This window comes from Kribbella sp. NPDC020701, from assembly GCF_055562215.1.
This window is the reverse complement of record NZ_JBVHFT010000016.1, coordinates 10,851-28,987: the sequence shown is the minus strand read 5'-3', so window position 1 is coordinate 28,987 and position 18,137 is coordinate 10,851. Positions and strand designations below refer to the sequence as shown.

Sequence of the window (18,137 nt, the reverse complement as noted above, 5' to 3'; positions counted from 1 at the left end):
GTCACCTCGATAGCTTGGAGAGATCGAAGTTCTCGGTGATCGCGTTCTGCGGCAGGCCCTTGATGTTCTTGTCCGCGACGATCAGGTTCGGGAGCAGGAAGAGCCAGTCGCCCGCGGCCTGCTCGGACAGCCGCCGCGCGGCCTTCTTCATGTTGTCGACCTGCGCGGCCTCGTCACCCGAGTCCGCCGCCGCCAGATAGCCCTGCAGCGTCGGGTCGTCGTACCGGGTGTAGTACTTCGGGTTGAACACCGCACCCAGGTCCCGCGGCTCGACATGCGCGATGATCGACATGTCGTAGTCGGCGTTCTTGAAGACCGTCGTCAGCCACGCCGCCGGGAACTCGAGCTGGTCGATCTGCACCTTCAGCCCGGCCTGCTCCAGCTGGCTCTTCACCACCTGACCGCAGGACGTTGCGTACGGCAACGTCGGCAACCGCAACCGGAGCGTTTGGCCGGCCGCGCCCGATGCCTGCAGCAACGACTTCGCCTTGACCGGGTCGTACGGCGCGATCCCGGTGAGGTCCTCGTACCACGGGTCGGTGGGCGGAACCATGCTGCCGATCAGCTTGCCGCGACCCGCGAAACACGTGTCCAGCAAGGCCTTGTGGTCGATCGCCTGCCGGATCCCCTGCCGCGTCCGGATGTCCTTGAAGACCGGCCGCGAGTTGTTGAACGACAGCAGGACCTCACCGTTCGTCGTGCCCTCGATCACCTGGTACTTGTCATTGCCGCTGAACTGGCTGAGGGCCTCGGGCGCCTGCACAGTGCCGACCACGTTGATCGTGCCGGTCAGCAGCGCATTGTTCAGCGCAGTCGGGTCCTTGAAGTACTTCAGCGTGATCTGGTTGAAGAACGGCTTGGTCCCCCAGTAGCCGTCGTTGCGCTGCAGCACGATCGAGTCGCCGCGGTTCCACTTCGTGAACTTGTACGGCCCGGTGCCGATCGGCTCGGTGGCCAGGGCGCTGACACCGCTCTCCGAGAACATCGCGCCGATCCGGGTCGTCATCCGGAACAGCCAGTCGTTGCTCGGCTTGCTCAGCGTGACCTGCAACTGGGTCGGAGAGAGCGCTTTCGTCTCCGAGACGACGTCCATCGCGGCCTTCAGCGAGGTCGTCCAGGCGGTCTTCACCCGGTTGATGCTGAACACCGCGTCGGACGCGGTGAAGGGCTTGTCGTTGGTGAACTTCGCGTTGTCGACCAGGTCGAACGTGTAGGTCTTGTGGTCCGGCGAGACGGTCCACGACTTCGCCAGCGACGGCACGATCTTGCCGGAGTCGTCCTGCTTGACCAGGCTCTCGTACACGTTGCCGAGCAGCACCTGCGGGATCGCGGCGCCGTCGGTGGTGGTGAAGTCCAGGCTGGCCGGCTCGGCGACCAGGCCGATCGCGAGCGACTGATCACCTCCCGGCGAGCTGCCACCCGTCGTACTCGAACCGGCGGAGCAGGCCGAGAGGGCCAGAACTGCCGCAGCGGCGACCGCGACCGCACGGGTGCGAAACGTCTTCACGCGAACTCCTCCAGTGCCTCGAGCTGTCGCCGCATTCTGACGATCCCGGTCCGCCCGCGCAGCCGGGGCCACGCCGTACGGCGGACTTCGCCGTCCAGCTGTGACTGGTCCGACCAGTGGACTAGGTATCAGTGGGGCACTAGGTTTGTCGCACCACACGGGTCTGTCAAGGCGAATGGGGTGCACCGGATGGCGAACGGCCCGCAGTTCCAGCCGGTGCAGACCGTGCGCGCGTACCAGCGGATCGTCGAGCAAGTCGAGGAAGCGCTCGCTCGGGGCGATCTCGCGCCTGGGCAACGCCTGCCGAGCGAGCGGGAACTGGTGGCGCAGTTCGCGGTCAGCCGGTCCACCGTGCGCGAGGCGCTCCGGGTGCTCGAGAGCAACGGCGTGGTCCGGTCCCGCCCCGGTGACCCGAACGGTCCGGAGATCCTGCCGTTCTCGCATTCGGCGCTGCGCAAGCAGATGGTGCGGCTCGCGCGGGTCGACGAGCTCACGCTCTCCGAGCTGATCGGGTTCCGGATGATCATGGACGGCGCCGCGATCCAGGTGGCGTCCCGGCTGCGCACCCCCGAGCAGCTCGCCGAGATGGAGGAGACGCTGATCGCCATGCGGGAGGCGATCGAGGTCGACTTCGCCGCGTTCAGCGAGGCGGACCTCGCCTTCCACGACGTGATCGCGCAGATCAGCCGCAACTCGCTCATCCAGACCTGCAACGAGGTCGTCCGCGGCGTCGTACTGAGCCTGATCTCGGACAAGATCGCGCACGCGCCGAACAGCCGGGCGCTGATGCTCGAGTCACTGCACCACCACGCCGAAGTGGTCGAGGCGATTCGCGACGGCGACGGGCACGCCGCGGCCCGGCTCGCCCGGCAGAACATGTACGACTACTACGCCGGGTACGTGCCCGACTCCGAACGGGAAACATTGCACGCGCTGATCGAGGACTGAGGCAACTGTCCCTGCCGCGGCCGTGGATCTCGTGTCATTCTGACGGGACTGGGTTCACTGCTGTGGGAGCACCGCGTGAGCAAACCTGCGATTCTCACCGTCGATGACGACCCGATGGTTTCGGCAGCCATCGCCCGAGACCTGCGCCGGCGGTACGGCGACGACTACCTCGTGGTGAAGGCGACGTCGGGCGACCAGGCGCTCGCCGCCCTGACCAAACTCGCCTTGCGGAACCAGCCGATCGCACTGATCGCGACCGACCAGCGGATGCCGGGGATGACCGGCATCGAACTGCTCGAACGGGCCCGGGAGCAGGCTCCCACGGCGAAGTACCTCCTGCTCACCGCGTACGCCGATACCGATGTCGCGATCCGGGCGATCAACGACATCGGCCTGGACTACTACCTGCTCAAGCCCTGGGACCCACCCGAGGATCAGCTGTTCCCCGTGGTCGACGATCTGCTCGACGACTGGCGACATGCCAATCCTGAACACACCTCGGACCTCCGCGTGGTCGGCAACCGCTGGTCGGACCGAGCGCATGACATCAAGACGTTCCTGGCCCGCAACCACGTGCCGTACGTGTGGTACGACGTCGAGCGCGACGCCGAAGGCCAACGGCTCCGGGGCCTCGCCGACGCGTCGGACGACGACCTGCCCCTGGTCCTGATGCCCGAGGGCGACACCCTCCGCTCCCCCTCCACGGTCGACCTCGCCTCCGCTCTGGGCCTGCGGACCCGAGCCGAGCAACCGCTTTACGACGTCTGCATCGTCGGCGGCGGACCAGCGGGCCTGGCGGCCGGCGTCTACGCGGCGTCCGAAGGGCTGAGCACGGTGATCGTCGAGCGCGAGGCCCCCGGCGGACAGGCCGGGTTGAGCGCCGCGATCGAGAACTATCTCGGGTTCCCGCGCGGGCTGACCGGCTCCGATCTCGCGCAGAGAGCGGTTGCTCAGGCGTCCCGGTTCGGTGCCGAGATGGTGCTCGCCCGTTCGGTCGTCGGACTCGAGTCCCGCGGCCCGGTGCACGCCGTACTGCTCGAAGGATCCGGCGAGATCGAGGCCCGTGCGCTGATCGTCGCGACCGGCGTCGCGTACCGCAGCCTCGACGTCGACGGCCTCGGCGACCTCACCGGCCGCGGCGTGTACTACGGCGCGACGGCGAGCGAGGCCAGTCAGGTGCAGGACGAGGAGGTGTACATCGTCGGCGCCGCGAACTCGGCCGGCCAGGCGGCCCTCAACCTCGCGCGCTACGCCAAGCGGGTCGTACTGCTGGTCCGCGGGGACACCTTGGAGTCGTCGATGTCGAAGTACTTGATCGACAAGATCACCAAGGTCACGAACATCGAGGTCCGGTGCCGGACCGAGGTGGTCGGTTGCCGGGGCTCCGGCCATCTCGAGGGGCTGACGCTGGCCGAGCGGATCTCCGGCCGGGTCGAGGAAGTGCTGGCCAGTTGGCTGTTCATCTTCGCCGGCGCCTCACCGCGCACGGAGTGGCTCGGCGAAGCCGTCGTCCGGGACGACAAAGGCTTCATCATCACCGGGCCGGACACCGTCGCGCTGGAGCGCTGGCCTTTGCGGCGTCCGCCGTACGCGCTGGAGACGAGCGTGCCGGGCGTGTTCGCGGCCGGTGATGTCCGGCTCGACTCGATGAAACGGGTCGCATCGGCCGTTGGGGAGGGCGCTATGTCGATCTATCTCGTCCACCGCTACCTGGCGACGATCTGATGAACGTCGACGACCTGCGGGGGATCGCTCTCTTCGCCGGAGTGACCGACGATCAGCTGGCCGAGCTCATCGACGGCAGCACCGAACTGCCGATCGAGCCAGGCGTCGACCTGTTCCACGAGGGCGAGCCGGCCGACTTCTGGTGGGTGCTCGTCGACGGCGCGATCGCCCTGCATCGCAAGATCGGCCGCGAGGACACTGTGATGGCCAAGATCGACGTTCCGGGTCGCTGGGCCGGCGGGTTCCGCGCCTGGGACGAGCACGGCGTCTACCTCGCCAGCGGCCGCGGGGTGACCGAAGGCCGGGTACTACGGGTGCCCGCGGAGGTGCTGCGGGACCGGGTCGACGCCTGGTTCCCGCTCGGCGGGCACCTGATCAAGGGTGTCTACGGGACCGCTCGGGCGATCGAGTCGACCGCGCGGCAGCGGGACGCACTGATCACGCTCGGCACGCTCGCGGCCGGGCTGGCGCATGAGATCAACAATCCCGCCGCGGCTGCGGCACGCTCGGTGAGCGCTCTCGACACGGCCTGTGTCTCGTTGCTGTCGGCGCTGCGGCGGCTCGCGGCCGGCGAGGTGACGGCCGCCCAGTTCGGCGCGCTCGACGACCTGCGGCGCGAACTCGGCGCGCGCGCAACGGTGACCGATCCGGTCGACCTGGCCGACGACGAGAACAAGATCTCGGACTGGCTCGACGCGCATGGCGTCGACCAGGACTGGTTGATTGCGCCGCCGCTGGCCGCGGCCGGGGCCGGAGTCGAGTGGTGCGACCGCGTGGCCGTAGTACTGGGTGATGCTGTGGAGCCCGGCCTGGAGTGGGTCGCGAGCACGCTCTCCGCGGCCACCTTGCTGGGCGAGGTGAAGGAGTCGACCCGGCGGATCACCGAGCTCGTCGCCGCCGTCCGCTCGTACTCGCAGATGGACCGCGGCTCGATCCAGACGATCGACGTGACCGAGGGGATCGAGAGCACTCTGGTCATGCTCGGGCACAAACTCCGCGACGGGATCGAGGTGATCCGGTCGTACGGCGCCGACGTACCGCGGATCGACGCCTTCGCCGGCGAACTGAACCAGGTGTGGACGAACCTGATCGACAACGCGGTCGACGCGATGAACGGCGCCGGGACGCTGCGGATCAGCACCCGAACCGATGGTGACCGGATCGTGGTGGAGTTCACCGACACCGGACCCGGCATGCCGGCCGATGTCGCGGCGCGCGCGTTCGAGCCGTTCTACACGACCAAGGACGTCGGCAAAGGCACCGGACTGGGGCTCGACATCGCCCAGCGGATCGTCGCCGACCACCACGGCGGGACGATCACGATCACGTGCCACCCCGGTGAGACGACGCTGCAGGTCCGGCTGCCGCGTCAGCCGCCGACGCGATGACAGGCACCGAACGACAGGAGGTAGTGGCGGCGCTCGCCGTCACCACGGAGCCCGCCCGCTCCACGTGGTGACTACCTCCTGTCGTTCGGAACCTGTCGGTCAGGTGTCATGCTCGAGGATCCGGACCCGTGGGACCTTGAGGACCTTGCGTGCCTTCGTGATCCAGTCGGAGCAGACGAACCTGGCCGCCGTCTCCGGCCAGGCGACCACCACGACTTCGCGACTATGGGTGCTCTTGACCAGGGTCATCAGGGCCAGCAGCACCTCGCCATGCGTGATGGAGACGTTGAGCGGGTAGCCACTGGCCGCGCGCAGCCGGCGCGAACTGTGCTCGATCACCGAGGCCAGATCGACGTCCGGGTCCGCGAGGGCGGCCATCGAGGACGTCCGGACCGGAGCGGCCGGCGCACTGACCCTGGCCGACGGGCCGGTCGCGGATCCGACCACGGTCGTCGAGCCGGTCATCCCGGCCACGTCCGCGAAAGTCGAGCCGAGCAATGCCATCGGGCCACCGAATCCGCTCTCCGGATGGCTGGAGACGAGCAGGTGGTAGTCCACGGGCTCTTCATACCTTGCATGCAGGGCGGCAACGCGGCGCGCGTCGCCCTCGCTCATCTCCCGCTCGATGAGCACCACCACGTCGTACGTCATGCGTGGCTCCCTTCGCAGTCACTTCCGTTGTACTCCTGCGCCGGAGCACACCAAAGGACCCGCCGCGCCACCGACACGGAATTGTCAAACTCCTCTCAGGTTCCTGCCAGACTCGCCCGACCGCGCGGACCGGGGATCCGCGGCTCAGGTAGGGAGTGGAGCGTGGGCGCGGGAGTCGGGCGGCAGCGCAGCGAGCAGGTGCGGCGCGTCGATCAGGTGGTGACTGGTGTGGTCCAGAAGGTGCGGGTGGAGCGCGTAGATCTCCGCGCCCCGGCGGGCGGTGATGTCGCCGGTCAGGACCGCGACGAAGTCGGATCGCGCAGCCACATCCTCGTCCCAGACGCGGTCGGGCTCCAACCGGGCCGTGAGCCGCCGCGCGAACGACGCGAGGTCTTCGGCCGGGTCACGCCGGTAGCCGACGACCGACCCGTCGGCACACCGTACGGCGATGTCGTCGGAGCGGGCCGCCGCGTGCCAGCAGCAGATCTCCCACAGGCTCACCCGATCCCCGGAGCCGTGCACTTCCTCCAGGGTCGCCGCCATCAGCGCCAGATAACCGCCGTACCGCGCGATGTTGTGGCCGTAGCCGGCCGCGCTGAGGTTGACGTCGTACCAGCGCAGTTCCTTGGTCAGCAGATCGATGCCGAACGGCAGCAGGATCTTCGCCGGACCCGCGAGGTCGAACCGCTCCTCGACCGCCGCCGGGTCGAACAGCCCGGTCGGCTGCCGCAGCACCCCGATGAACCCGCGCTCGAGTTCGTCGAACGGCACGTTGTTGTAGCTGAAGACCACCGGCAGCACATACCGCCCGCCGACCCGCCGCACCGCGCGCAGGTCGAGATCGACGAACTCGGTCGACCCATCCGGCGCGGGCGCCGACGTCAGGTCACCTGAGTGCACCAACGCGTCCTGATCGAACCGGAGCCGCGTGTAGTCGCACAGCCCGACGAAACCCCACTCCTCGTCGAACACCGCGATCGACAGATCGAGATCGACTCGCCGGCCGCTCGGCTCGACCCAGTGCAGGAACAGCCGCAACAGCTCGTCCTGCGGAATCGGCACCGCACTCCCCCGGGTCATCCGCAGCAGGGTCGACGACGAGCTCCGCTCCGAACCAGGCGCCACCAGCCGGGTCAGCTCCTCGTCCAGGAACACCCGTCGCCACCGCGGCAGATCAGTTGCCCGGCGCAACATTTCGCCGACCAGTACGCCGGCCAGCGCCGCACTCAGCTCGGACGGCAAGGGCTCCCGCTCGTCCACCGCCGTCCAGATCCGCGCCGTCCCGCCGCGCGGGAAGAACAACCGCAGATCGCCCGGCGGCGTGCGGACCTGACCGAGCGCGGCCGTGATCACCGCGGGCGACACATCCGAGACCGCGGTCGTCAACGCATCCATCAAGGCGCCGTGCTGATCCGACGGCAGCGCCCGCGCCAACTGCACGAGTCGCCGCACCAAGTCTCCCGGCCGCTGACGCAGCAGGTCGAGCGCATGTCCCGGTCGCCCGTTAGCCAACGCACCCTCGACCCGCGACGCGAACGTACTGGTCGCCAGCCGCCCGCCCTCCAGGCGCACAAAAGGACTCCGCGCCGCCTCGCCCGCCACCGCCCGCCCCGCCGCGGTCGCCAGATCCACATCGGTACGGCGCAGAATCGCGAACGCCAGCGCCGCCACCGGATACCGGGCCGCGAACTCGAACGGATGCAGGTTCTCCGCGATCCGCTTCCATGCGCGCTCGTGCCGGAGCATGTCCTCTACGAGCGCCTCGACCGGCAGCCGATCGAGGCGCTCGAGGATCAGTCGACGCGTTGCCCGAGGCAACGACTTCCGCCGGCCCGGCGGCGTCCGCAACCCGGGGTCGGCATCCATCAGCGCGTAGAGCAGCCGCAGTACGTCGGTCGCGGTGCCGGCGCGATCGATCAGCTCGGGGTCGTCGGCGAGAAAGTCCGCGATGACGAGCGCCAGCGTCTCGCGGACGGGGATGTCGTCGGGCAACCAGGACGAGTCGGCTCCGGCGAGCAGCACGCGCAAGTCGGCACGATCCACAGCCGACAGCGGAGAGCGTCGTACCAGTAAGGCCTCGAGTGCCTGGCGGGCGGAATCGGACGACGCGAGGGAAAGCAGACGGAGGCGGTCGGACCGCACGTGGGCCGACTGCACCTCGTCGAACGACGGTTTGAGGAACGGGTCCCTCGGATCGATCCGGCGCAGGCACAGCGGGCACGCGCTGAGGTCCGATCCGTCCCAGCACGTCCGGCAGACCAGATGCGCGCAGGGCGAGACCGCATGCACAGCCTTCGCGTCGCCGCACAGTACGCACGGCTGCTCGGGCTCCTGCAGGAGTCGGGCGAACACCCGGTTGATGTAGAACGTGTCCGTGTTGCCGGGAACGCTCTCCGGGAAGCCGCGGAACAGCGGTGTGTGCTCGGTGTCGTGACCGGACTCGGCGTCCAGCAGGTCGAGCAGCGCGCCGCCGAATCCGGCGAGTGCAGGCGCTGACAGGGAGGCGCAGTACCGGTAGAGGCTGACCGACAGCAGGAAGCCGCGCTGGACCAGGTCGGCCTGCAACGCGGACAGTCCGAGCTGGATCGTGAGTGGGCGTCGAAGCCACTGCCACGCGGAACGACGCACCGGCGGTGTCAGCGCGGTGGCGTCGACGAGGCGCCGGCGGCGCAGCAGCACTGCGGCGGTGGCGTCCGGGTTCAGCTCTGGCATCGCGTCTCCCCACTGGCGCGTCGTGGACGAAGGCGCCAGGGGCGGAGAGCGGACGCGCTACTTGGCCTGGTGAAGGAGAAGGAAGCACGTCCAGGAGCCGCCCCTGGCACTGAGAACGCTACCGGTCACCACCGACAGTTTTCTCGCGCCGAGCGGGCCCCACAAAGAAGAGCTCCGGTAGCAGGGTCGGGGCCGCCCCGCCCAGACCCCGCTACCGGAGATCTCCAGAGTAGAACGTTCACCCAAATACGGCGCCACCGGGTACCCGATCTGGCACTGATGCGCCGTGATCAAACCCTTGAACCACGGTCATCCCGGTGCAGGGAAACCCTTTCAGTTACAGCCGGGAGGTGTCACGCCACGGATTGTGGTTAGGGTCGTAGGTATGGAGGGTGGGGTGATCCAGCGTGCACGCTGGCGCGACGTGTTCGGGCACGCCGAGTTCAGGGCTCTGTTCCTGGCCGGGGTGCTATCGGTCGCAGGCGACCAGCTGGCCCGGGTGGCGTTGTCCGTCCTGGTCTTCGACCGCACCGCCTCCGCGGGACTGACTGCGCTCACCTATGCCCTGACGTATGTGCCGGACCTGCTGTTCGGGCCACTGCTGGCCGGGTTCGCGGATCGGTACCCCCGTCGCACCGTGATGATCGTCACCGACCTCGCACGGGCGATTCTCGTTGCAGCTATGGCGATCCAGGCCTTACCGCTCGTCGTCGTGATCCTCCTCTTGCTCGCACTGCAGGCGTTCGGCTCGCCCTTCAACGCAGCACGAGCAGCGACGCTCCCCGCCGTACTCCCGGGCGATCACTACGTCCTGGGCAAGGCTGCGAACGACATGGTCGTGCAGTTCAGCCAGGTGCTCGGCTTCGGGACCGGAGGCCTCGTAGTGGTCGCCGTTGGAACGTCAGGCGGCCTGCTGCTGGACTCCGCTACCTTCCTGCTCTCCGCGGTGCTGATCGCGGCCGGTGTACGACGTCGCCCGGTGCCTGCCCGTGACACTGATGAGCCATCGACCAACTACTTCAGGGACTTGGCCTCCGGCTTCACACTGGTCGCCCGTACGCCGGAACTCCGCACACTGGTCCTTCTGGCGACGATCGCCGGGTTCTACGTGACTGTGGAGGGCCTAGCTGTCCCCTACGCACACGAGATCGGCATGGGCACCACGGCAGCCGGACTCCTCCTGGCCGCCAGCCCAGCCGGCGCGGTCGCCGGCATGTGGCTGATCACGCTGTGGCCGCCCGAGCGCCGGATGAACTTCCTCGGCCCGTTGGCCATGCTGGCGTGTGCGCCGCTGATCGTCAGCTTCCTGGCGCCAGGGCTCGTGCTCACCATGGTCCTGTGGGCGGTTTCAGGCCTCGCGTCCGCGTACCACCTGCCGACCAGTGCGGCGTTCGTCCAGGCCGTGCCGGACGCGCAGCGCGGACAGGCTTTCGGAGTCGCGAGTACGGCTTTGAAGAGCAGTCAGGGCGCAGGCATCCTGATCGCCGGACTGATCGCCAGTGCGGCCTCGCCGTCGGTCGCGCTGGGCGTGATGGGCGGCGCCGGAACGATCGCCGCCCTGGTGGCGGGCGCCGCGTGGTCGCGCGCCCGCCGATCCAGGGCCGGCGCCGCCGAAATGGGTGCCGGATGAGCTGGCCGGAGATTCAGGGGAATTGCCTCCGGACAGACTCCGTAAAATGTCGGTAAAGAAATTACGGGGGTCAGCCCCAGATCACCATTCGTTGCCGTCGGTGAACCACTCGTTACCGGATCCACCGGGCCGGCGGAACCACTCGTTGCCACCCTGCGTGAACCACTCGTTCCCACCGTGCAGCCACTCGTTCCCGCCGCGGAACCACTCGTTGCCGCCGCCGGTGAACCACTCGTTGCCGCCGCGGAACCACTCGTTGCCGGTGCTGATCTTCGACATGGTGCTGGATCCTTCCTTCGCCATCCGCCAGATGGAATAGATGCGGGTCGGGGATGACCTCGCGTGAACAACCAGTTACTATTCAGGAATAGCCGTTCAGGTCTATCTGTGTGAGGCCACCATGATTCTGATCGGTCGGAGCAATTGGGTGCCACCCCGCCGGTGGAAGCTCTGGTCGTTGTCGCGTCCTGCGCTGAGTTACGTGCTCGGTGTCGACGCGGTTGCAGTCATGATCACCACCTTGGCTGTGGCCTCGACGGTGTTCGGCGCCCACAACGGCATCAGGCCGGATGAGTGGGTCGCCTTCGCTGTGCTCGCGGCCGCCTCGGTGCTTCACCTGGAGTCTGCCCGCGGAATCGAGCGCCGACGCGAGATGGCGGCGAACACTTCGCCGTACACGAACCTGAAGAGCCTCTGGGTGTTCGCTGGCCTGCTGCTGCTCCCGCTCAGCCTGGTCGTCGCACTGGTCGTCGTTTCGTACGGATACTCATGGATCCGGGTCTACGGCCGGACCATCGCGCACCGCAAGGTGTTCTCCGCCAGCACGTTCATCCTGGCCAGTGCCGCGGCCGCCGCGGTGCTGCGGGCCGGCGGTCTGCTGACCGAGCCGCGGGTGCCGACCGGGCCGTGGTCCCTGGTCGTCGTGGTGGCCGCGGCGACCACGTGGTGGCTGGTCAACTTCGCACTGGTGATCGGCGCGATCCTGCTGTCGTCCCCGGACGCCACTGCTCGCGGCGCTCTGGGTGATCTGGCCGATCAGCTCGTCGTGGTCGCGGGTCTCGGCCTCGGTGTGGCGGTCGCCGCGCTCCAGGCGTCGTACCCGTGGGTGGTGCCGATCCTCATGGTCACGGTGCTCACGCTCCACCGCGATCTGCTGCTCCCGCAGTTCCAGCGGGCTGCGGGGACCGACGTCAAGACCGGCCTCGCGACTCCGGCGTACTGGGCTAGCGCAGTGCCGGCCGAGTTGGCTCGGGCGGAGACGCTGCGCAGCAATGTGGGTCTGCTGATGATGGACCTGGACAGGTTCAAGGAAATCAACGACACCTACGGCCACCCGGCCGGAGACCAGGCACTGCGCGCGGTCGGCGAGAGCGTCCGGGCAGAGGTCCGGCAGGGTGACCTCGTCGCCCGGGTCGGTGGCGACGAACTGGCCGTCCTGCTGCCCGGCGCCTCAGAGACCGAGGTGCTGGAGGTGGCCGAGCGGATCCGCGCCCGGCTCAGCACACTCAGCGTGCCGGTGGACACCACGACGGCCACCACGGCCGTGATCACCGGTGTGCCGGCGTCCTTCGGCGCCGCTGTCTATCCGGATGTCGCGGAAACCATGGACCAGCTGATCCTCGCCGCCGACAACGCACTGCTGAGCGCCAAACGGGACGGCCGGAACCGCATCGTGACCGCCCGGCCGAACCCGCCTTCTGTCACCGACCACGCGGATCAGCCGGTCAGCGACTGACCCTGATCAGGGCTTTGCCGCGGAGAGTCCGGTTCTCCAGGGCGGTGTGCGCATCAGCCACGTGGTCGAGGTCGTAGACCTGATCGATCACGGGCTTCAGGTCACCGACGGCGGCTCTCCTGATCACCTCGGCACCGGTGACTGTCGTGGACGTCGTGTCGGCGCGGAGATCCATGATGCCCTTCACCGTGATCCCGCGCCGCTGCGCCTCGGCTGCGTCGTACGCCGCGAAGCCGCCGCTCGGAGCTCCGTGGGCGGAGAACCAGCCACCGTCCCGCACCACCGTGAACGCGGTCACACCGAGCTCACCGCCGGCGCCTTCGAACACGATGTCGGCCCCGTCGTTGTTCGTTGCCGCTAGCACCAATTTCTCCCAGCCCGGCGTGCCGTAGTCGATCACCACCTCGGCGCCCTGGGCGCGGCTGAGGTCGAGCTTCTCCTGGCCGCGAGCAGCCGCGATGACGTGGGCTCCGGCCTGGTGCGCGAGCTGAGTCAGGAGCAGTCCCATGCCGCCGGCAGACGCGGTGATCAGCACCTCCTTGCCGTGCAGCGGTGGCGCCAGTTCCTCGAGCATGAGGGCGGTGAAACCGTCGCCGAAGACTGCGCCCGCGGTCTCGAGATCGAGTTCGGCGGGCACCTCGATCGGGTCTTGCACCAGGGCCAACTCGGCGTGCGCGCCAAAGCCGATCGAGCGACCGACGATGGTCTTGCCGAGCCACTCCTCAGACACGCCGGCGCCGACCGCCCGTACCCGTCCACCCAGTGATCCGCCTGGCACATAAGGCGGCTTCACGTCGAAGAACTGGCTCTGCTGTCCCCGCCGGATCGCTGTCTCGACGAAGATGACGTCTGCCACCATCACCTTGACCAGGATCTGGCCATCCGCCGGCACGGGGTCTGGCCAGTCCTGGGTCTTGATCACATCCGGACCGCCGAACTCGGTGACTACTGCTGCGCGCATATCTGCTCCTTCAGGCTGTGTCCTGGAGTCTCCGAGACTGCAACCTCAACGCTGGTTCAGGTCAAGTCGGGTAGTTGTCCACAGGCCTGGTGTGACGGGCGGGAAGTTGTCGGTGGTCCGGCGTACTGTGCAGGGCATGTTCGACGCCGTCTTCGTCCCCGCCGACCCGCCACGCGCGGGCCGGCTGGCGTTGTACGGCGATCTCGCGGCGGCCGGTGAGGTTGCCGATGGGACCGTGGATCTGGTGCTGCCGAAGGGGTCGGCGGTGCGACGGACCACGGTCCCGGCGCGCCTGCTGCGGATCGACGAGGTCCTCGAGCGGCTGGGGCTGACCGGTTCGACCAGTTGGGAGGCGTGGCGGTCGGCGGCGTTGGCCGGTCTGGGGTTGATCGGGCGTGGTCGGCTCGTGCCGGATCGAAGCCCGAGCGGGTACGGCGCTTGGCGGGTGGCGCCGCTGGATCTGTTGGACCGCGGCTGGTTGCGGAATCTGGGTGCCGCGATGCCGGCGTACGGACATGCGTTGGCGATCGAGGGGACGCGACCGGTGCGACTGGTCGATCCGGAGCAGTTGGTCCGGGCGTTCTGGGATGCGTTGGCGGACACGCTCGTACGGACGCCGGCCGCATCGGTCGCCGTACGTCCGGGGGCGGCGCCGTTCGCGTCGTGGGATCCAGCCGAGTTGAGCGGACCTGCGGGGTGGCTGGACGAGACTGCCTTGAGTGAGGAGGCCGGGGCTCGGCTGGTGCTGCGGATCGAGCCGCCGGCGGAGTCGGTCGAGGAGTTCCGGGCCGTGCTGCAGTTGCGGAGCGGCGTGGATCCCAGCCTGCTGGTTGACGTGTCAGACGTGTGGAGTGCGCCGGCGGCTGTGCTCGCCGCGCTTGGGGAGCGGGCGGAGACCGATCTGCTGCTGGCGTTGCGGCGTGGGGCTCGGGTCTGGCCGCCGTTGGGTGCTGCCTTGCGGGACGCTGCGCCGGCGGATGTCGAGGTCGACGACGCGGCGCTGGAGGAGTTGGCCGAGGGCAGTACGGCGTTGGAGGGCGCGGGGATCGAGGTGCTCTGGCCGACCGAACTGTTCGCGGGTGAGTTGGCCGTGCGCGGGACAGTCGCGACCCCGGCGCCTGGTGCGGTGACCGGGCCGGACTTCAGTCTGACCGACCTGGTCGCGTTCCGATGGCGACCGACGCTGGACGGACAAGAGCTGACCGAGCATGAGGTGGCGGCGCTTGCGGAGGCGAAGCGGCCGATGATCCGGATGCGGGGTCGGTGGGTCCGGGTCGATCACGACCTGGTTCGGAAGCTGCGCCGTGGCGGCACGCGGAAGCTGACCGGAGCCGAGGCGCTCGGTGCGGCGCTGACCGGGTCCATCGAGGTCGATGGCGAGCTCGTGGCGTTCGACGCCGATGGATCGCTGGCCTCGATGCTGGCTCGGTTGCAGGCGGCCGAGGAGCCGGCGCCATTCAGCTCGCCTCCCGGGCTGGAGGCCACTCTGCGGGACTACCAGCGGCGCGGGGTCGCGTGGATGGCGCAACTCGCGGATCTCGGTCTCGGTGGCTGTCTTGCCGACGACATGGGTCTCGGTAAGACGATCCAGGTCATCGCGTTGCATCTTCAGTTGCTGGGCCGCGGCCGTGGCCCGACGCTGGTGGTGTGCCCGTCGACGTTGCTTGGGACGTGGGAGCGGGAGTTCGCCCGGTTCGCGCCTTCCGTGCCGACGCGGCGCTACCACGGGGCCGGGCGGTCGTTGACCGATCTCGCCGCGGACGAGGTCGTGCTGACGACGTACGGCGTGGTGCGGCAGGACCACCGGGTTCTCGGCGAGGTGTTCTGGGGGCTGGCGGTCGCGGACGAGGCGCAGCACGCGAAGAACCCGTTGTCCCGGACCGCCCGTTCGCTCCGGACGTTGCCGTCAGCAACAAGGATCGCACTGACCGGGACACCTGTGGAGAACCGGTTGTCGGAGCTGTGGTCGATCCTGGACTGGGCGGCGCCCGGGTTGCTGGGGACGCTGGAGCGGTTCCGGCACGACGTCGCCGTCCCCGTGGAGCGGTATCACGACGAGGAGGCGACGGCTCGGCTGGCGCGGGTGACGCGGCCGTTCCTGCTGCGGCGGCGGAAGAGTGATCCCGGGATCGCGCCGGAGTTGCCGCGCAAGACCGAGCACGATGTCGTCGTACCGCTGACAACCGAGCAGGCGACGCTGTACCAAGCGGTGGCGAAGGAGACGCTGGCGAAGATCGAGTCGGCGGAAGGGATCGCGCGGCGCGGTCTGGTGCTCAGCCTGCTCACGCAGTTGAAGCAGGTGTGCAACCACCCGGCGCAGTTCCTGCACGAGCCTGGTCCGCTGGAGCGACGGTCGGGCAAGCTCGCGGCGCTGGACGAGCTGCTCGACGTGATCCTGGCCGAAGGCGAATCGGTCCTGATCTTCAGCCAGTACGTCGAGATGTGCCGGCTGATCGAGGCACATCTGGCGGCGCGGCAGGTCAAGTCGTTGTTCCTGCACGGCGGGATCGGGGTGCGGAAGCGGGAGCAACTCGTCTCGCAGTTCCAGGACGGCGAGGCTCAGGTGTTCCTCTTGTCGCTGAAGGCCGGCGGGGTCGGGCTGACGCTGACGCAGGCGACGCACGTGGTGCATTACGACCGGTGGTGGAACCCGGCGGTCGAGGACCAGGCGACGGACCGTGCGTACCGCATCGGCCAGGACCGGCCGGTCCAGGTGCATCGACTCGTCACCGAGAACACTTTGGAAGACCGCATCTCCACGGTGATCGCCGCCAAACGCGACCTCGCCGACGCTGTGGTGGGGTCTGGCGAAGCCTGGCTGAGCGAACTGTCGGACGCCGAGCTGACCGAGTTGGTCGAGCTGTCGACGACGCCGCTCCGGGCCGGCGCGGCCGGGCCGCTCAACCCGTCCGCCGTCGGGCGCGTCACTCCGGGCGGTGAGCTCCATGAGTGAACAATCCCCGAAGGAAACCCCAGATCCGCGGGCCGCGCGCGAGACGGCGGAGTCACAGGAGACGGCGGTATCGCCGGCCGCGCGGGAGGCGGCGGACGGGCGGGAGGCGGCGGACGGGCGGGAGGCGGCGGACGGGCGGGAGGCGGCGGACGGGCGGGAGGCGGCGGGTTCGCCTGCTGCGCGGCAGGCGGCGGACAGGCGATCGCCGGGGAAGGGGGCCGGTGGGTCGGGGTCGCTGGAGTTGCGGTCGGGGTCGCTCGAGCTGAGGGCAGGAGCGCGGGAGGTGCGGGCTGCGGGTGAGCGGGCGCCGTGGCAGGGGTGGCGGCGGCCCGGGGACGATGCTGGGTTGCCGGCGGCGAAGGGGCCGGGTAGTCGGCGGCCGTTCGGTGCGACGTGGTGGGGGCGGGCTTGGCTGGACGCGTTGGAGCACCGGGCCCGCCTGGACCCGAACCGGCTGTCGCGCGGACGCTCGTACGCACGGCGCGGAAGTGTGCTCGAGGTAACGGTCACCCCGGGCGAGGTCGAGGCAGTCGTCCAGGGCAGCCGCGTCACGCCGTACCAGGTGACCGTTCGGATCCGCGCGTTCTCGACCTCCGAATGGGAAGCCGTCCTCGACGTGGTCTCGGCCCAGATCGGCCGCGTGGCCGCACTCCTCGACGGGGAGCTGCCACCCGAGGTCGTCGACGACGTGCACGCCGCCGGCCTGGACCTTCTCCCCGGAGCGGGCGAGGTCCTCACCAACTGCAGCTGTCCCGACTTCGCCGTACCGTGCAAGCACTCCGCCGCCGTCTGCTACCTCGTGGCCGACGCTCTCGACGACGATCCGTTCGCCCTGCTGCTCCTCCGCGGCCGCCGCAAGGACGAGCTCCTCTCCGCCCTCCGCTCCCGCCGCTCCGCCCCAGCCGTCGAGACCCGAGTCCGCGCGCCCGCTCCCCCAGGTATTCCCGCAATAGCAGCGTTCGCTCGCTACCTCGACTCCGACGACACGTCCGGCCCGGTTCCAGTGCCCGTTCCCCCAAGGCCGCTTGCGTCCCCCGGTGTCCCGGCGGCCGTGCGCGTGCTGGATCCACCGCGGTCGTCGGGCGTCGACGTACGGGATCTGGTCGCGCTGGCGACCGACGCCGCCCGCCGCGCCTGGGAGGTCGCGTCCGGCGACGGCGACGGAGGTCTGGGCCTGACCGTCGATCAGGACCTCACCCGCCGAGCAGCCTTGCTCCTGGGTACGCCGGAGCTCGCCGACCTCGCGCATCGAGCCGGCGTACCAGCCCGTCAACTCACCAGCTGGGCCGTCGCCTGGCGCGAGGCCGGCCCCGGCGGTCTCGCCGCCACGGTCGACGAACCGACCGACGTCGACCCAGAATCCCTCGCCGAAGCCCTCGAGGCGCTCCCCAACGCCACCACGGATTCCAACCGCGTCACCGCCGGCAAGATCCAACTCCGGCTCGGCGCGGACGCCCTCTGGTACCGCTTCGACCAACACTTCAACGACTGGACCCTGACCCGCCCACCCTCCCCCGACCCCCGCGACCTCCTCACGGATTAACCGCGGGCGGCGAGGAAGGCTTGGGTCAGGCGGGTGATGAGGTCGTAGGGGATGGGGTCGTTCAAGGGGAACTTGAGGGTGCCTTTGCCGGAGCGGTATGGCTCGATCGCCGCCGCGAGGGCGTCATCGACGGGTGGGATCGGGTAGAGGGAGATGTGTTCTTTCCAGCCGCTGAAGTAGAGCAACGACTTCCCGTCCAGGGTGATCGTGGGGATCTGGTAGCTGATCTTCTCCCCTGCTCCCGGTACGACGGCATGGATCGTCCGCCGTACCTCCTCCAGCACCTGCCGGATTTCCACCGGGAACGACGCGATGTACTCATCCACACTCCCGAACTTCTGCTCCGCCACCCCGCCATCCTCACCACCCCCATCCCTCCCGGCA

The 18,137-nt window shown here is 69.0% G+C and carries 13 protein-coding genes; 7 read left to right on the top strand and 6 right to left on the bottom strand.

The window, feature by feature from the left end; genetic code table 11:
• Position 1: 1 nt before the first annotated feature.
• Positions 2-1,507: an ABC transporter substrate-binding protein gene (locus ACZ3HV_RS32375; protein ID WP_465689859.1), complete on the bottom strand. Its 1,506-nt coding sequence runs from the start codon at positions 1,505-1,507 to the stop codon at positions 2-4.
• Positions 1,508-1,696: 189 nt separating this feature from the next.
• Here ACZ3HV_RS32375 and ACZ3HV_RS32370 point away from each other — a divergent pair, with 189 nt between their 5' ends.
• The 3 genes from ACZ3HV_RS32370 to ACZ3HV_RS32360 all read left to right on the top strand — a co-directional run bounded on the left by ACZ3HV_RS32370 (position 1,697) and on the right by ACZ3HV_RS32360 (position 5,568).
• On the top strand, positions 1,697-2,455 hold the full coding sequence (locus ACZ3HV_RS32370) for a FadR/GntR family transcriptional regulator (RefSeq protein ID WP_465689857.1): 759 nt from the start codon (positions 1,697-1,699) through the stop codon (positions 2,453-2,455).
• Positions 2,456-2,530: 75 nt separating this feature from the next.
• Positions 2,531-4,180 (top strand): NAD(P)/FAD-dependent oxidoreductase, encoded by a 1,650-nt coding sequence (locus tag ACZ3HV_RS32365; protein ID WP_465689855.1) that lies wholly within the window; start codon positions 2,531-2,533, stop codon positions 4,178-4,180.
• Entirely contained in the window at positions 4,180-5,568 is a 1,389-nt protein-coding gene (locus ACZ3HV_RS32360) for a sensor histidine kinase (protein ID WP_465689853.1), read from the top strand. Before ACZ3HV_RS32365 ends, ACZ3HV_RS32360 begins: the two co-directional genes overlap by 1 nt.
• 99 nt (positions 5,569-5,667) lie before the next feature.
• On the opposite strand, the gene ACZ3HV_RS32355 is transcribed toward ACZ3HV_RS32360, so the two are convergent.
• Both ACZ3HV_RS32355 and ACZ3HV_RS32350 read right to left on the bottom strand, forming a co-directional pair.
• Positions 5,668-6,219: a hypothetical protein gene (locus ACZ3HV_RS32355; RefSeq protein WP_465689851.1), complete on the bottom strand. Its 552-nt coding sequence runs from the start codon at positions 6,217-6,219 to the stop codon at positions 5,668-5,670.
• A gap of 144 nt (positions 6,220-6,363) precedes the next feature.
• Positions 6,364-8,931 carry an MXAN_6230/SCO0854 family RING domain-containing protein gene (locus tag ACZ3HV_RS32350; RefSeq protein ID WP_465689849.1) on the bottom strand — a complete coding sequence of 856 codons (2,568 nt, stop codon included), beginning with the start codon at positions 8,929-8,931 and terminating at the stop codon, positions 6,364-6,366.
• A gap of 385 nt (positions 8,932-9,316) precedes the next feature.
• Here ACZ3HV_RS32350 and ACZ3HV_RS32345 point away from each other — a divergent pair, with 385 nt between their 5' ends.
• Positions 9,317-10,561, top strand: a complete 1,245-nt coding sequence (locus ACZ3HV_RS32345; RefSeq protein WP_465689847.1) for an MFS transporter — start codon at positions 9,317-9,319, stop codon at positions 10,559-10,561.
• An 81-nt stretch (positions 10,562-10,642) separates the two neighbouring features.
• On the opposite strand, the gene ACZ3HV_RS32340 is transcribed toward ACZ3HV_RS32345, so the two are convergent.
• Positions 10,643-10,840, bottom strand: a complete 198-nt coding sequence (locus ACZ3HV_RS32340; protein ID WP_360378644.1) for a DEAD/DEAH box helicase — start codon at positions 10,838-10,840, stop codon at positions 10,643-10,645.
• Between the two features lie 121 nt (positions 10,841-10,961).
• On the opposite strand from ACZ3HV_RS32340, the gene ACZ3HV_RS32335 reads away from it, so the two are divergent.
• Positions 10,962-12,296: a GGDEF domain-containing protein gene (locus ACZ3HV_RS32335; RefSeq protein WP_465689845.1), complete on the top strand. Its 1,335-nt coding sequence runs from the start codon at positions 10,962-10,964 to the stop codon at positions 12,294-12,296.
• On the opposite strand, the gene ACZ3HV_RS32330 is transcribed toward ACZ3HV_RS32335, so the two are convergent.
• Positions 12,286-13,257, bottom strand: coding sequence for a zinc-binding dehydrogenase (locus tag ACZ3HV_RS32330; protein WP_465689843.1), 972 nt, complete (start codon positions 13,255-13,257; stop codon positions 12,286-12,288). The two genes, ACZ3HV_RS32335 and ACZ3HV_RS32330, sit on opposite strands and share 11 nt — an antisense overlap.
• Before the next feature lie 91 nt (positions 13,258-13,348).
• On the opposite strand from ACZ3HV_RS32330, the gene ACZ3HV_RS32325 reads away from it, so the two are divergent.
• Together ACZ3HV_RS32325 and ACZ3HV_RS32320 are read left to right on the top strand one after the other, a co-directional pair.
• A complete protein-coding gene (locus tag ACZ3HV_RS32325) occupies positions 13,349-16,210 on the top strand; it encodes a DEAD/DEAH box helicase (protein WP_465689841.1) in 2,862 nt (953 codons plus the stop codon).
• Positions 16,203-17,753: an SWIM zinc finger family protein gene (locus tag ACZ3HV_RS32320; RefSeq protein WP_465689840.1), complete on the top strand. Its 1,551-nt coding sequence runs from the start codon at positions 16,203-16,205 to the stop codon at positions 17,751-17,753. The genes ACZ3HV_RS32325 and ACZ3HV_RS32320 overlap by 8 nt, the downstream gene beginning before the upstream one ends.
• On the opposite strand, the gene ACZ3HV_RS32315 is transcribed toward ACZ3HV_RS32320, so the two are convergent.
• Positions 17,750-18,103: an iron chaperone gene (locus ACZ3HV_RS32315; RefSeq protein WP_465689838.1), complete on the bottom strand. Its 354-nt coding sequence runs from the start codon at positions 18,101-18,103 to the stop codon at positions 17,750-17,752. The two genes, ACZ3HV_RS32320 and ACZ3HV_RS32315, sit on opposite strands and share 4 nt — an antisense overlap.
• Positions 18,104-18,137 lie beyond the last annotated feature (34 nt).

What these genes read in the sequence shown, in the direction of transcription:
- ACZ3HV_RS32370 (WP_465689857.1), top strand. Translation starts at nt 1,697, where the DNA reads ATGGCGAACGGCCCGCAGTTCCAGCCGGTGCAGACCGTGCGCGCGTAC.
- ACZ3HV_RS32360 (WP_465689853.1), top strand. Translation starts at nt 4,180, where the DNA reads ATGAACGTCGACGACCTGCGGGGGATCGCTCTCTTCGCCGGAGTGACC.
- ACZ3HV_RS32355 (WP_465689851.1), bottom strand. Translation starts at nt 6,219, where the DNA reads ATGACGTACGACGTGGTGGTGCTCATCGAGCGGGAGATGAGCGAGGGC.
- ACZ3HV_RS32350 (WP_465689849.1), bottom strand. Translation starts at nt 8,931, where the DNA reads ATGCCAGAGCTGAACCCGGACGCCACCGCCGCAGTGCTGCTGCGCCGC.
- ACZ3HV_RS32345 (WP_465689847.1), top strand. Translation starts at nt 9,317, where the DNA reads ATGGAGGGTGGGGTGATCCAGCGTGCACGCTGGCGCGACGTGTTCGGG.
- ACZ3HV_RS32340 (WP_360378644.1), bottom strand. Translation starts at nt 10,840, where the DNA reads ATGTCGAAGATCAGCACCGGCAACGAGTGGTTCCGCGGCGGCAACGAG.
- ACZ3HV_RS32335 (WP_465689845.1), top strand. Translation starts at nt 10,962, where the DNA reads ATGATTCTGATCGGTCGGAGCAATTGGGTGCCACCCCGCCGGTGGAAG.
- ACZ3HV_RS32330 (WP_465689843.1), bottom strand. Translation starts at nt 13,257, where the DNA reads ATGCGCGCAGCAGTAGTCACCGAGTTCGGCGGTCCGGATGTGATCAAG.
- ACZ3HV_RS32320 (WP_465689840.1), top strand. Translation starts at nt 16,203, where the DNA reads ATGAGTGAACAATCCCCGAAGGAAACCCCAGATCCGCGGGCCGCGCGC.